Here is a 14721-nt window from a genome sequence, read left to right as displayed (position 1 = left end):
GGTCATCAGACCAAGGTCGGGTTTGGTTTCATGTTAATCTCTGTCATGCTGCTAGTTAAGTTTAGCTTCGGAATGAATTATGAATCAAATACAACGCGCTATCGCATTAGTTACCGCTCCCTTAGGGCTGATTTTTTTATTGTCTGAGCAGCAAGATTTGTGGCGGTTTATCGTTTCCACAGAGCTCAACTGGCATAAGGCTTTTATGCCAGCTGCATGGGGTATTATCCTAGGTGCTGTGCTGGGATTAATGAAAGTAGATGTGGTGCAAAAGTTTGCGACATGGATGACATGGATTTCGACAGCACTAATGACCTTTGGCGCAGTGGGCTGTGTTGTTATTTATTTTGAACACCGGGAATGGGTATTCGCTTGGCCAACCATGTGGTTATTTAGTTTCGGGCTGGGGCTATATTTACTCATGGTGATGCAGCTTAAATTTTCACAGAAATCGAAAGAGGGTAAATAGGAGCATGACGCAAAAACAACCACTGTTGTTAAATGCTGATTTAGGAGAAAGCTTCGGGGCGTGGAAGATGGGCATGGACAAAGATATTATGCCCTTTATCGATTGCGCCAATATTGCTACAGGCTTTCATGCTTCCGACCCTGTAACTATGCGTGAAACGGTTCGTCTGGCGCATACCCACCAAGTAAAGATAGGTGCGCATCCGGCTTACCCAGATAAAGAAGGTTTTGGACGCCGTTCTTTGGCGATGTCTAGCCATGAAATTTCCGCAGCTGTGCTTTATCAGATAGGTGCCTTACATGCTATATGCGTAGCTGAAGGCGCGCAGCTGGCATACGTGAAGCCACATGGCGCGCTTTATAACGACATGATGCAAAACGACACAATTTTTGAGGCGGTATTAGAAGCAGTTGCTAAGTTTAATACTGACTTGCCTTTGGTGGTGTTGGCACTTGGCGACCTGAGTAGACACCAAGAAAAAGCGACTCAGTATGGTATTACTTTATGGCCAGAAGCGTTTGCAGACAGAGCTTATGATGCGAAAGGCTTTCTAGTGTCGCGGTCCGAGCCAGATAGTGTGTTCCATGAAAGAGCGTGTATTCTTGCGCAAGCAGAAATGATTGCAGAACACGGTGCCGTGCGTTCTCTTTGTGGCGAGCGCATAGAAATTCCAGCGGTAACGCTATGTGTGCATGGCGATAACCCAGAAGCGGTGAAAACTACCGAAGCTATTCGAACATTACTTCATCAACACCATTTAGACGGTTAGGAAGCGTTGTGAAAAACCTAAAGCTTACATTTCAAGTAGCCGGCGTTGACGCAGTGCTCGTGCGCTGTGGTGAGGTAGAATCGTTAGAGCTTACTCAACACTTAGTGCAATTGCGCCACGCTATTTTGAATGAATTAGAAAGTGTGGTGAAAGAGGTTGTTCCTGCCTACACCACACTGTTGGTGTATTACGAACCTCGGCTTATTCGCTTATATGACCTAGAGCTTGCGGTAGAACAAATTGTTGCGTCAACAACATTTAAAGATACTGCGCATAACGGCAAAACCATAGAAGTGCCTGTGTGTTATGGCGGGCAATATGGACCAGACTTAGAGCGCGTTGCAAAACAGGCAAAGCTAACTCCAGAAGAAGTGATTAGCCGCCACGCGGACTGTAACTATACCGTTTCAGCTTTAGGGTTCGCCCCCGGTTTTGCTTATCTATCTGGGTTGCCAAAAGAACTAGAAACACCGCGCTTGGCTTCTCCGCGCAAAAAAGTGGTGGCTGGAAGTTTGGGGATTGCGGGCATACAAACAGCTGTTTACCCGGTCGCCGGACCCGGTGGTTGGAACATTATTGGTAGAGCGCACCAATCTTGGTTTGACCTTGAGAGTGATCCAATGACGCCCGTTGAAGCTGGTGACACCGTAAAGTTTTATGCGGTTTCAGAGCAAGACTTTAAAGCGCTTGAGCTAGGGGGGCAGTCATGAATACAGGAATGCTCGTAATTAAACCTGGTATTCACGCGACCACCCAAGACTTGGGCAGAAATGGCTACCAGCATTTAGGTGTAACGCCGGGTGGTGCAGCCGACGGATTATCCGCGAATTGGGCGAACAGACTACTAGAGAACGATCCTACTGCCGCCGTATTAGAAATTACCGCTGGTGGTTTGGAGCTTGAAGTACAGACACAAACCATGGTGGCGGTCACCGGTGGTGACTTGAACCTTACATTGAACGGGCATCCCCAAATACCTTGGCGTAGCTTCTGGGTAAGGCAGGGTGATCGATTGAAGTTTGGGTATCCACGCCATGGTTTTAGGGCTTATTTAGCCGTTTCTGGCGGTTTTCAAGTAAATACAGTGCTAGGAAGCTGTGCCACAGTACTTCGAGACGGAATGGGAGGCATTCATGGCGACGGTGAACGTTTGCAGCATCATGATTTCTTGCCCTGTATCCACCTACAAAAGGAACGTGTTGCAAGGCAAATACCCGAGCGCTATTTACCAGACTTTAATGAAGACTTAACCGTGCACGTTATCCCGGGTTACCAGCAGCAGCTGTTTGCTAAAGAGTCTTGGCAAACCTTTTGGGACTCTGAATATGAAATAACTCCGGATAGCGACAGCATGGGAGCTCGCCTTAAGGGCAAAGCGGTTAAACCGCCAGAAATGAACCTGCTTTCAGAAGCTGTATGCTATGGTGCTATTCAAGTTCCGGGTGACGGACAGCCTATTATTTTGCTGCAGCAACGGCAAACCCTTGGAGGGTATCCTAAGCTAGGTTCTATATTACCGCTGTCGGGCTTCGAGCTAGCGCAAAGAGCGCCGGGGAGTGTCATTCGGTTTAGACCTATTGGTTTAACTGAGGCGCAACAACAAATGCGGCGATACTTACGGTTTTTCGGCTTGTAAGCAGCGCCATTTATTGCGATCATATTGGGCTATTTTGGCAAGTACAGCAGTTTAAGTGGAGAACCTTTGAATGGCCGAGAACGCCACACGTCCAACTAATTTTATTAGAAAAATCATTGACCAGGACCTAGAAACGGGCAAACACCGAGAAATTCATACTCGCTTTCCGCCTGAGCCGAATGGCTATCTTCATATTGGTCATGCAAAATCTATCGTTCTCAACTTTGGTATCGCAGAAGATTACAAAGGTTCATGTAACCTAAGATTCGACGACACCAATCCGCTAAAAGAAAGCCAAGAATATGTAAGCGCGATTAAAGACGATGTTCGTTGGTTAGGGTACGAATGGAATGGCGAAGAGCGTTATTCTTCAAACTATTTTGATGCGTTGCACGGTTTTGCCGTGGAGCTTATTGAAAAAGGTTTAGCGTATGTCGATTTCTCTAATCAAGACGAAATTAGAGAAATGCGCGGTACGTTGAAAACTCCAGGCACAAATAGCCCATATCGCGACACCTCAGTAGAAGAGAACTTAGCCGCGTTCACTCGTATGACAGCGGGTGAATATAAAGAAGGCGAGTGTTCTTTACGTGCAAAAATAGATATGGCTTCACCTTTTATGGTGATGCGCGACCCAATTATTTATCGTATTCGCCACGTTCACCATCACCAAACAGGTGACAAATGGTGTGTTTACCCCATGTACGACTTCACGCACTGTATTTCGGATGCGCTAGAAGGTATTACCCACTCGTTATGTACATTGGAATTCCAAGATAATCGCCGTTTGTATGACTGGGTTCTCGACAACATTTCAATTGCTTGCCATCCACAGCAAATCGAGTTTTCTCGACTGAATCTTGAGTACACGGTAATGAGTAAGCGTAAGCTGAACTCGTTAGTTACAGAAGGTCATGTGGAAGGTTGGGATGACCCAAGAATGCCAACCATTGCAGGCCTAAGAAGACGTGGTTATACGCCAGCTTCAATTCGCGAATTTGCGCACCGAATTGGTGTTACGAAAATGGACAACCGCGTAGAGATGGGTGTTCTAGAGTCGTGTATTCGTGATGATTTGAACCAGAATGCAGCTCGCGCTATGGCTGTCCTAGACCCAGTTAAAGTGGTGATTGAAAACTACGATGAAGGTGAAACTGAGTGGCTAGACGCACCTAACCATCCTAATGACGAGTCTATGGGATCGCGCAAAGTTCCTTTCTCGCGTACGTTGTATATTGAACAGGAAGACTTCCGTGAGTCGGCGAATAAGAAATTTAAGCGCCTCGTGCTAGGTAAAGAAGTTCGCTTGCGTAATGCTTACGTTATTAAGGCTGAGCGTGTTGAAACAGACGACGAAGGCAACGTAACCACGATTTACTGCACGTACGACCCGGAAACATTGGGTAAAGATCCGGCAGACGGACGTAAGGTGAAAGGCGTTATTCATTGGCTTTCGCAAGAGCACGCTGTGCCTGCTGAGGTTCGTTTGTATGACAGACTGTTTCAGGTACCCGATCCGGCAGCGGAAGACGACTTTAACGAGAGCTTAAATCCCGAGTCGTTGGTGGTGGTAAATGGTTTTGTTGAACCTTCAATGAAAGAAGCTCAAGCAGGTATTGGCTATCAGTTCGAGCGTGTTGGTTATTTTTGCAAAGACAAGTCGTCTACTGATGAACACGTTGTGTTTAACCGTACCGTGGGCTTGCGAGACAGCTGGGCAAAAATAGAAGGCCAAAGCTAGTTTAAATAATATTCCTATCGTTCAAGGAAAAGCCAGAAAGCAGTGTTTTCTGGCTTTTTTTATGGCTCGGAATTCCCTTCTCTAAGTTAGCAGTGAATGTAACAACCCCACGAATATTCACTCTAAGAGTGCATATAAATATACTCATCCATTATTAACGCAACAATTATTTAACCTTCAGTGGTTAAAAATTATGCTAAAGTTCTGCCTGTTGTAACTCGGGATGTTAATAAAAAACGAACACAAAAATATAACGCAATACGTTGGGAAGAAAACATGGACATCAAAGGATTAGGTGCTAGAGCCTTAGTAGTAGGGTTTTGGGTTGTAGTTGGAATGGCTTTTGGAACGGAACAAGTAACGGCTTCTCAAAGCGTGGAGCGTTCACCTACTGAGCTGGTTATTATTGACCATGACGTGCAAGACCCTGAAATACTTGCTGCTGCTTTTTCTTCGAACACTTCCTTTATATATTTAACCCCGTCAGACACTACGACATCTTTAGCCCGTAAAATAAGCCAATATCAGCATGTTGATGCCGTTCACATATTTTCTCACGGTGCTTCAGGTCAATTAAATTTAGCCGGATCACAGCTTAATGTTGGCAACTTAGCGCAACACCAACATTTAACAACAAGTATTGAAAATAGCTTAAACGACAACGGTGACTTACTACTTTATGCCTGCGACTTAGCAGAGGGCGAAGCGGGTGAATCGTTTGTTTCACAACTACGAAATGCAACCTCAGCTAACGTAGCAGCGTCCACCGACTTAACAGGAGCGAGTGCTTTAGGAGGAAACTGGGACTTAGAGTTTTATACCCACGCAAGCCAAGAAGTTGCTGCTTTAAATGCAGCAGCGCCAAATGGTTATACCGCTGTACTAACACCACCGCTGACAGGGCAACCTATTACTTTTGGCGATGATCAGCTCTTGATTGAAGCTGGTTCTAATATCAATGTAACAAACTTTTTTGCGGATGGTGCTGGGCAGTCAGTACGTTCTGGGTTAGATGTCGCAGTGACTGTAGATGGTAACGTTCTCAATTTATCCTATGAAAATTCGGATTCTACTAATTCAGGCATTGCTAGTGCTACAGATGCAGCTCTGAGCCTACTTTCTTTCTCTGGCACTCCTGAAAGCATTGTATTTACTTCAAACGATGGCTCTCCTTTTAGACTTGACTCGTTTCAATTTGCGTTTAACGGGGGCGCGCAGGACATTACCATTACCGCACTTGACCAGAACCATAACGCAATAGGCTCAACCACCATAAGTTCAGCCGCTGGCGATACACTTTACACAGTGAGTGGCAGCAATTTTCATTCGGGCAATTTGTATGGCTTTCAAATATCGATCTCTGGCATAGTGGTGCATTTCCAAATAGACGATATACAGTTACTTGAGCCGTTGACCACACCGCTGAAAGGGCAGCCTATGACTTTTGGTGAAGCGCAGCAGGGTTCTCTCGCCAATGGAGTAAACCCTGCTGTACAGGATTTTTTTGCAGATGGAGCAACTCAGTCAGTGCGCTCCGGATTAGATCTAGCAGTTAGCGCCGCCGCTTTCGTTGATGTTTCTATAGACAATAATAGTTTTACGAACTCAGGTATTGCTAACGCCACTGATGCTGCTCTGCAGCTACGAATCCAGAGTTTTGTAGATAGCAGCATTGCTTTTGCCTCTAACGACGGCTCGCCATTTAAGCTTGATTCCTTTCAATTTGCTTATAGTGGTACCTTGCAGGATATTACTGTTACATCGCTGGATCAAAACCGGAACGCAATAGCCTCAACTACTTTAAGTTTAGCTGCTGTAGAAACCATTCATACAGTACAAGGTAGTATCTTCAATGCAGAGAATATTTATGGTTTTCAAATATCTTTCTCTGACTTTATAGCTTATTTTCAAATCGACGATATTTTGCTACACGAACCGTTAACCCCACCGTTGGTAGGTCAAACCATTAATTTTGGTACGTATAATCAACAGCTAGCGTCGGGTGGAGACCCTAGCGTGGTTAATTTTATTGCGGACGGTGCTAGTGTGCGTTCTGGGCTTGACCTGAGTGTCGATAGCTCGGCGAACGACGTAAACGTACTGAACAGCGTTAATGACGCTGTTGGTTCGGGTATTGCAGGTACGGGCGACAGTGCCATGACGCTATCCAGCAGCTGTTTTCCTGCGGTGAACTCTGTTACTTACCGGTCTAGCACGGGAGCGCCATTCCAGTTAAGTTCCTTTCAATTCGCATTTAGCGGGGTTGCTACCGACGTAACAATAACTACGTTAGACAGCGACGACAGCGTGTTGGAAACGGCGATTATCGATAGCGCGGCAACCCACACACTTCATACTGTTAACGGCAGTGACTTTGACGACTCGCCAACCCATATTTACGGTTTTCAGATATCTTTTGCCAGCGCGGCAGATGTTGTTCAAGTTGATGATATTGAGCTGTTAGATGCGCTTACACCGCCACTTACCGAACAATTGATTACCTTTGGTACGGGTAGTTCGCAAATAGTTATTGATAGAAGCCCAGTTCATGTGGAAAATCTATTCGCTGATGGCTCGGCGCAAGTGACCCGTTCTGGTTTGGATGTTACGGTAACCGACGATACAAGTTTCAGAGATATTTGGATTGATTATGAAAATGCTAATTCCACATCAGCCGGTGTTACTGGGCCCGGAGATAGTGGGTTGGTAATTTATGAACTCCTTGCTCTAGGGGAGATTGATTTCTCGGCACATGATGGCTCTTCATTTCAATTAAGTTCTTTTCAGTTTGCTTACCAAGGAAATGCTGGAACGGTCACGATAGAAGCACTTGATAACGCGCAACAGACTGCAGCTACTGCTACGTTTACTACGCAGGGGCAAGTACTTTACACTTTAGATGCGAATGACTTTGACACTCCCCCTAAGAACATTTACGGCTTTCGCATAAGTTTCTCAATGAATATATTTCGTTTTGAAATTGACGACATTATGCTCTCGCCGGCAAATGCAGATGCTCCATCTCTGTTTAGTTCAGTCGGCTCAGATATTACCGTAAATTCCGCCACGCTAAACGGCAATATTACCGACGATGGTGGCGCAAGCGTTACTGAGCGTGGCTTTGTTTACTCTAGCGTCGACAATACTCCACAACTTGGTGAAGCAGATGTTACTCAAGTTGTGAATGGCACGGGTACGGGTATTTTTAGCGAGGGGGTCACTGGTTTAACAGCAGGTACTCGTTATTATTATCAAGCCTATGCTATCAGTTCTGTGGGCACTGCGTATGGTGGTGTCACCTCTTTTCAAACATTTACAGATGCCGACGGCAACCTTGTGGCAGGTACTATTCCAACTGGAGTGACCAAGCCATTATTCGTGGATAATCTTGGTTTGGCTTTCGATGTTTTCGACTTTGTATTGAGTGATGGCGCAACATCGGACGGTGTTCCAATGGCGGTGAGTGATATTACAGTACACGTTGCTGGAACCAGTAGTGACGCTGAGCGCTCACAAATTAAGTGGCAGCTTTCTGGTCCTGATGCCACGGATGTTTTGGGCACATACGATGCAGGAACGAATACCGTGACGTTCTCGGGCTTGACGATTTCAATTGGAAATGGAACGAGCGAAACCTATACCGTTTATGCAACGGTAGACAACCCGAGTAATATTTCCGACCGAAGCACGTTTACCTTGTCGATTGACGGTAGTACCGATGTCACCACACTGTCTAGCGGCACGGGAATGGGAGCAACCACCGCGATAGACGATGGCACAGGCTTTTTTGCTGAGGTTTTCGCAATAGAACTGGTCTTTACCACGCAGCCTGGAGGCTCTGTGTCGGGCTCTCCTTTAACTACACAGCCTGTGATAACCGCGCAAGACGCGTTTGGTAATACAGATATTAACTATGGCCATGTGATTACCCTAACCGAGAGCAGTGCTGGAACTTTGACCAACAATGTAGCGACTGCAATTTCGGGTGTGGCAGTTTTTAATAATTTAATTTATACCGGTACTTCTGATCAGGAGAGCTTTACGTTAACTGCCGACGACCCAAGTGGCAGTACACCAGACTTACCAGCTGTAGATTCAATTTCGCTAAATTCCGATGCAATTCCAACGGTGAACTCCGTTAGCCTTGTTGGCTCCCCAGCAGCTAACGAGGACTCCGTGCAATTCAATGTAAACTTTAGTGAAAGTGTAGGCAGCTTCAGTGCTAGCGACTTTTCGTTGAGCGCAACTGGAGGGGTGACAGCAACAATAAGCGTTACCTCGGCTGCCGCAAGTAGTAAAACAGTGACTGTTGAGAATATTAGTGGAGAAGGGACGCTACGACTTGATTTGTCGGCTAGCCATAACCTAGAGGACGTAAGCGGAAACGCCATAGTTGGTGGGTTTACGTCAGGCGCTACCCATACCGTGGATACGGTTGCTCCTGCTGGGTTTACCGTTGCTTGGCAGCAAAGTGTAATTAATGCCGACAATGAAGGCAGTTCAAGTTTTGCATTTACTGGCGCGGAGACTGGCTCTACCTACACATATTCGGTGAGTGATGGTACGACTGATGTTAACGGTACCGGTAATGTTACCAGCACATCAGAGCTTGTAACCTTAAATGACTTGAGTGGCTTAAATGAGGGTACATTAACGCTTTCGGTATATTTAACTGACAGTGCGAACAACCAAAGTGCAACGCAGCAAGCTACTATTGAGAAGCTTTATCAAGAGCCTCCTGTGATTACCGAGGGTGACTCCACTTCAGTCACCATGAGTGAGGACGGAGAGCCAACGGCGTTTGCCTTAACCCTAAATGCCACAGATGCTAACAATGACAGCTTAACTTGGTCACTTGCGAGCCCTGCGAATGATGGTGTTGCTACTGTATCGGGTGCTGGTAATAGTAAAGATGTGCAGTACACGCCAAACGCCGATTTTGCAGGAAACGATAGTTTTGTGGTGCAAGTTTCGGATGGTACCGACACGGACACCATTACTGTCAATGTAACTGTGTCTCCTATTAATGATGCACCTGTAGCGGTAGCTGACGCTGTTAGCACAAATGAAGATAATGCAGCAGTTGTCCGTGTGCTTGACAATGATGGTGATGTGGACAGTGCCATTAACCCCGCCTCAGTAACTATTCAGTCTGCATCAACCGATGGCCAAGTGAGTGTAAGTACGGCAAGTGGTGCTATTACCTACACTCCGAATGCTAATTTTAATGGTGTAGATACCTTCAGTTATACCGTAGAGGATATTGAAGGTGAGATGTCGAACGAGGCTGTAGTGTCTATTACTGTGAATGCAGTGAATGATGCGCCAGTGGCAGTAAATGATGCAGTGGTAACGCCAGAAGACACTATGGTACTGATTTCTGTACTTGCCAACGATACCGATGTGGATGTTGGAGACAGCTTAGATGTGGATTCATTAACCGTTGTTTCTGCTCCTAGCAACGGTTCTACCCAGGTCACGGGAGCGCAAATTGAATACACACCAAGTGCCGACTTTGTTGGAACGGATAGCTTTACCTACACCATTAGTGATGCAGGCGGTGCAGTGTCGAACACCGGTACCGTAACAGTTAACGTAACGGGTGCAAATGATGCTCCGGTAGCGAACAACGATGCGGTGAGTACCGACGAAGACAATGCTGTGTCTATCGAGGTGCTTGCAAATGATAGCGACATTGACGGCTCACTTGTTGTAACTTCCGTTAGCCTTGTTGACTTACCGCAGTCGGGTGGTGCACTTGTAGAACCTGATGGACGCATTACTTACACGCCGAATGCTGACTTTAATGGCAGTGACAGCTTCACCTATCAAGTGCAAGACAACGAAGGGTCAACATCTGTACCTGCGTTAGTCAGTGTAACGGTAAATAGCGTGAACGATGCACCTGTAGCGGTGGATGATGTGGCGCAGCTTCTAGAAGACCATAGTCATACCGTGAACGTTTTAGGAAACGACTACGATGTGGACGGTCAGCTTGATAGCACAACGTTAACTATTCTAACCGCACCGCTGCAAGGCAACGCTGCAGTATTGAATGGGCGTATTGTTTATAACCCGAACGCCAGTTTCCATGGTGTTGATACGCTAACTTATCAAGTGGCAGACGACGAAGGTGGTGTGTCGAATACTGCAACACTTACCTTAACTGTAGAAGCAGTGAACGACGCACCGAGCATAGCGGGTTTACCTCCAACGCAGGTGAGTGAAGATATCCTTTATCAATTTACTCCAAGTGCGACAGATGCCGACGGAGACATGTTGAGCTTCTCGGTGCTAGGTGCGCCGGTATGGTTGTCACTAGATACCCAAAGCGGTGAACTTTCAGGTACGCCGAATAATGATCATGTAGGAATGCACGGGCCGATAACGTTGACCGTGTCCGATGGTACTGAAAATGTATCTCTTCCTGAGTTTACGATACAGGTCGTCAATGTTAACGATGCGCCAGTGATCACTTCGACACCATTGACGAGCGCAGCAGAGGGTAGCCTATATAGCTATACCTTAGTTGCTACAGATATTGATGCGAACGACAGCGTTACGCTTGCAGCAACAAGCCTACCTGCGTGGTTAAGCTTTGACGCAAGTTCTGGTGTACTGAGTGGCACGCCAAGCCAAGATGATGTGGGTACGCATACGGTTGAACTGACTGCGAGCGACATTGTAAATGCGCGTGACACGCAAAGCTTTACCTTAACGGTGAGCAACACGAATGATGCGCCGCAGATTAGTGGGCAACCGGCTACGAGTGTTGCAGAGCGTAATACATATCAGTTTATACCCACAGCATCAGACTTAGACGGTGATACTTTGACGTTCAGTATCGAAAACATGCCGCCGTGGGCAATGTTTGATGCGCAGACGGGACTTCTTAGTGGTACGCCTTCGTCAGAGTTTGTGGGTACGGTCACTGAGTCGATAGTCATTCAAGTGTCAGATGGAGAGGCGAGCACGGCTTTACCTGCTTTCTCGATTACCGTGACAAATGTGAATGACGCTCCAGTTGCTGTTGACGATAACTTCCTTCGAGAGGTTGAGAGCAGTGGGCGTTATGTACTCGATGTGCTGTTTAATGATACGGACCCCGACAACGATTCACTGAATATCGAGCAAGCTAAAATGCGCAGTGGTAGTGTGGGCTCGGTGACTGTTGAGAATAATATGCTGGTGTATCAAGCACCAAGCGTAGGCGGGCACAATGTAGTTTCGATGCAATACACAGTTCAAGACGGCGGTGGATTGTCAGACAATGCAACCGCTGTATTGACGTTAGAAAGTAGTAGCGGTGGTGGGGCAATGCCTAGTCTAACACCACCTGATGATATCGATATAAATGCCACAGGCATGTTAACGCCAGTAGACTTCGGTGCATTCTCGGCTGAAGACGCTGCGGGTAATCCACTAGCAGTCTCGTTAGCTGACCCGAATCAGCCTAGCGAGTTGCCTTCAGGTTCACACTCTGTGTTGTGGCAAGCAACCGACTATCAAGGTAATACGGTGACGGCAAGCCAGACGGTGCGTATTCATCCACAGGTTTCATTAGCTCAAAACCAAGTGGTAGCTGAAGGTAATCAAGTAACGATACGCGTAATGTTGAGTGGTCGAGCTCCTCAATATGCGCTTTCTGTTCCTTATAAAGTAAGTGGTACGGCAACATTTGGCGAAGACCATGATCTAGAGAGCGGAACGTTAACCCTAGCCAATGGTACTGAGGGACTGATTACCTTCACTAGCTACCAAGATTACGTGGCTGAAGGAGATGAAACAGTAGTGGTTACGCTTGATGAGAGCTTAAACTTAGGTGCAAACGCTTCGCACACCGTAACCTTGAGTGAAGTTAATGTTGCGCCTACGGTTAGCCTGACTGCTGAACAACAAGGCGAGTCTCGTAGGGTAGTGAGCCAAACCGATGGCAATGTGACCATACGCGCTCAGTACAGCGATACCAATCCTTATGACGTGCTATCACTGCAGTGGGCATCGAATTTACAGCAAGAGCCGGGACAGGCGAATGAGTTTGTGTTTAATCCCGCAAATGTTGAGCCGGGAGTGTATACGGTTAGCGCTACCGTCTCTGATGATGGTGTTCCTATGCTCTCAAACGAAGCTGAATTGCACATTGAAGTAAAACCAACGCTGCCGAATCTCGGTGATGGCGATAGTGACGGCGACCTTATTAGCGACATTGATGAGGGTCATGGCGATACTAATGGCAATGGTATTCCGGACTACTTGGATAATGTGCCTCAATGTTCCTTTATTCCTGCGCAACAGGGTCTTGATAACGGACGTTTCTTTGTTCAAACCTCGGCAGATGTATGTATTAGTCGAGGTGGTATGTCCATGTTAAGCGTGTCAGGCGGCACGATGATGACCGCCAATGAGGTGTTGAGCATGGTCGGTGAAGATCTCGATGCTCGTAACATAGGTGGAATGTATGACTTTGTGTTGCGTGGTTTAGCAACGCCAGGGCAGTCTGTGCTGGTGGTGTTGCCGCAGTTCAGACCTATTCCAACCGATGCGCGTTACCGGAAGTTTGTGAATGGCCAATGGATAGATTTTGCGGAAGATAGTCGCAATGCCCTATATAGCGCGCAAGGACAACCAGGAGTATGTCCAGCACCTGGGGCGCCAGAGTGGCAAACGGGGTTAAATGCAGGACATCATTGTGTTCAGCTTAAGTTAGAGGACGGTGGCCCTAATGATGGGGATGGTAGTGTAAATGCTGCGATTACCGATCCTGGTGGTGTTGCTGTTTCCATCCAAGACAATGCATTACCTGTTGCTGTTGATGACGCAGCCGAGACATTGTGGCAACAGCCGATTGAAGTAAACGTGGTTGCCAATGACACGGATGCTGATTCAGATACCTTGGTATTAACAAGTGTGTCGGCGAATATGGGGCAGGTCAGTATTGTTGACGATAGCACAGTAAGGTATACGCCACCGACTTACTTCTCAGGGCAAGCGCGTGTGCAATATGCTATCGAAGACGGATATCAAGGCACAGACATTGGAGTGTTAATTATTAACGTGTTGCCAAACCGCGCGCCGGTAGCGGTGGACGATACGGCACAAACCGATGATCGTACAAGCTTAACCGTAGATGTGGTGGCTAACGATACTGATGCGGACGATGACAGCTTAACGTTGAACGCCGTAAGCGCGCAGTACGGTACAGTGCGTATCATGAATAATCAGATAGCTTATACTCCACAAGCGGGCTTTGACGGCACAGACCGAGTTACCTACAGCGTGGAAGACACGTTCGGTGCAACAGCTGAAGCCGAGCTTGCTGTATCAGTAAGTGCGTATGAAACCGTTACGGTGACAAATCGAAGCGGCGGTGCGGCTTGGCTAATGTCTGTGTGGTTATTGTTCGTGGTGAGCTGGCGCATATATAGCCGGCTCTATCAAGCAAACCGTTCAAAGGGGATGAAGCAAAGGAGTGTACGATGAAAACATGGATAACGTCGCTTGCGCTTGCGAGCTTAGGGTTAAGTTACAGTGGTCATGCACAAGTTCATGTTGAAGCTAATATTGGACAATACAACACAGCAATGCAGCAGTACTCAGTCGACACGCTGCGTGTTCAAGACCGCGATACCGGTTTTAACATACAGATGGGTTATGCCATTGACGACCGAGCAACTTTAACTTTGGGTTATGTTAACCAAGGTGAGGGTTATGCGGTTTTATGGACAGATACGCTGAATCCTAGTGCCTATCACCAGCAGGTCGCTTCGGTCGCGCCTGTGTTGGCTGAAGGTTATACGGTTGGCGCTGAATATGCCTTGCTTACTGACGAAACTTGGCAATTTACTACAGAGTTTGGACTATTCCGTTGGCACGCAGATATTGAAAGCCAGATGATAGGTCAAACAACTCAGCGCACAACCTTAAATGACTTTGATCTTTATGGTGGTTTTAAAGCGCGCTATGCGATTAGTGAACATTGGGATATTCATGTGGGTGTGCGTCATTATCAAATGCAAACCCATGTGAATAGCATTAGCTTGGGTATAACTCGTTATTTTGGGAACTGATATAAAAAAGGGGACAAGTTGAAACTTGTCCCCTAGATC

The 14721-nt window shown here is 46.8% G+C and carries 7 protein-coding genes; all 7 read left to right on the top strand.

What is annotated here, in order from left to right; genetic code table 11:
• Positions 1–79 precede the first annotated feature (79 nt).
• The 7 genes from EYQ95_RS04205 (at position 80) to EYQ95_RS04175 (ending at position 14682) form a co-directional block, all read left to right on the top strand.
• The gene (locus EYQ95_RS04205) at positions 80–469 is read left to right on the top strand and encodes a hypothetical protein (protein WP_111913957.1); all 390 of its coding nucleotides are present in this window, start codon (positions 80–82) and stop codon (positions 467–469) included.
• Between the two features lie 4 nt (positions 470–473).
• Positions 474–1238 (top strand): 5-oxoprolinase subunit PxpA, encoded by a 765-nt coding sequence (locus EYQ95_RS04200; protein WP_111913958.1) that lies wholly within the window; start codon positions 474–476, stop codon positions 1236–1238.
• An 8-nt stretch (positions 1239–1246) separates the two neighbouring features.
• Positions 1247–1948, top strand: coding sequence for a 5-oxoprolinase subunit PxpB (gene pxpB / locus EYQ95_RS04195; RefSeq protein ID WP_165831909.1), 702 nt, complete (start codon positions 1247–1249; stop codon positions 1946–1948).
• Positions 1945–2874 carry a biotin-dependent carboxyltransferase family protein gene (locus EYQ95_RS04190; protein WP_111913960.1) on the top strand — a complete coding sequence of 310 codons (930 nt, stop codon included), beginning with the start codon at positions 1945–1947 and terminating at the stop codon, positions 2872–2874. Before pxpB ends, EYQ95_RS04190 begins: the two co-directional genes overlap by 4 nt.
• Positions 2875–2944: 70 nt before the next feature.
• A complete protein-coding gene (gene glnS, locus EYQ95_RS04185) occupies positions 2945–4615 on the top strand; it encodes a glutamine--tRNA ligase (protein WP_111913961.1) in 1671 nt (556 codons plus the stop codon).
• A 276-nt stretch (positions 4616–4891) separates the two neighbouring features.
• A complete protein-coding gene (locus tag EYQ95_RS04180) occupies positions 4892–14095 on the top strand; it encodes a tandem-95 repeat protein (RefSeq protein WP_111913962.1) in 9204 nt (3067 codons plus the stop codon).
• On the top strand, positions 14092–14682 hold the full coding sequence (locus EYQ95_RS04175; protein ID WP_111913963.1) for an outer membrane beta-barrel protein: 591 nt from the start codon (positions 14092–14094) through the stop codon (positions 14680–14682). The genes EYQ95_RS04180 and EYQ95_RS04175 overlap by 4 nt, the downstream gene beginning before the upstream one ends.
• Positions 14683–14721: the final 39 nt, after the last annotated feature.

Source organism: Lysobacter sp. N42 (assembly GCF_004344885.1).
This window is presented reverse-complemented; position numbering and strand designations above follow the sequence as displayed.

What these genes read in the sequence shown, in the direction of transcription:
- EYQ95_RS04200 (WP_111913958.1), top strand. Translation starts at nt 474, where the DNA reads ATGACGCAAAAACAACCACTGTTGTTAAATGCTGATTTAGGAGAAAGC.
- EYQ95_RS04190 (WP_111913960.1), top strand. Translation starts at nt 1,945, where the DNA reads ATGAATACAGGAATGCTCGTAATTAAACCTGGTATTCACGCGACCACC.
- EYQ95_RS04205 (WP_111913957.1), top strand. Translation starts at nt 80, where the DNA reads ATGAATCAAATACAACGCGCTATCGCATTAGTTACCGCTCCCTTAGGG.
- glnS (WP_111913961.1), top strand. Translation starts at nt 2,945, where the DNA reads ATGGCCGAGAACGCCACACGTCCAACTAATTTTATTAGAAAAATCATT.
- EYQ95_RS04180 (WP_111913962.1), top strand. Translation starts at nt 4,892, where the DNA reads ATGGACATCAAAGGATTAGGTGCTAGAGCCTTAGTAGTAGGGTTTTGG.
- EYQ95_RS04175 (WP_111913963.1), top strand. Translation starts at nt 14,092, where the DNA reads ATGAAAACATGGATAACGTCGCTTGCGCTTGCGAGCTTAGGGTTAAGT.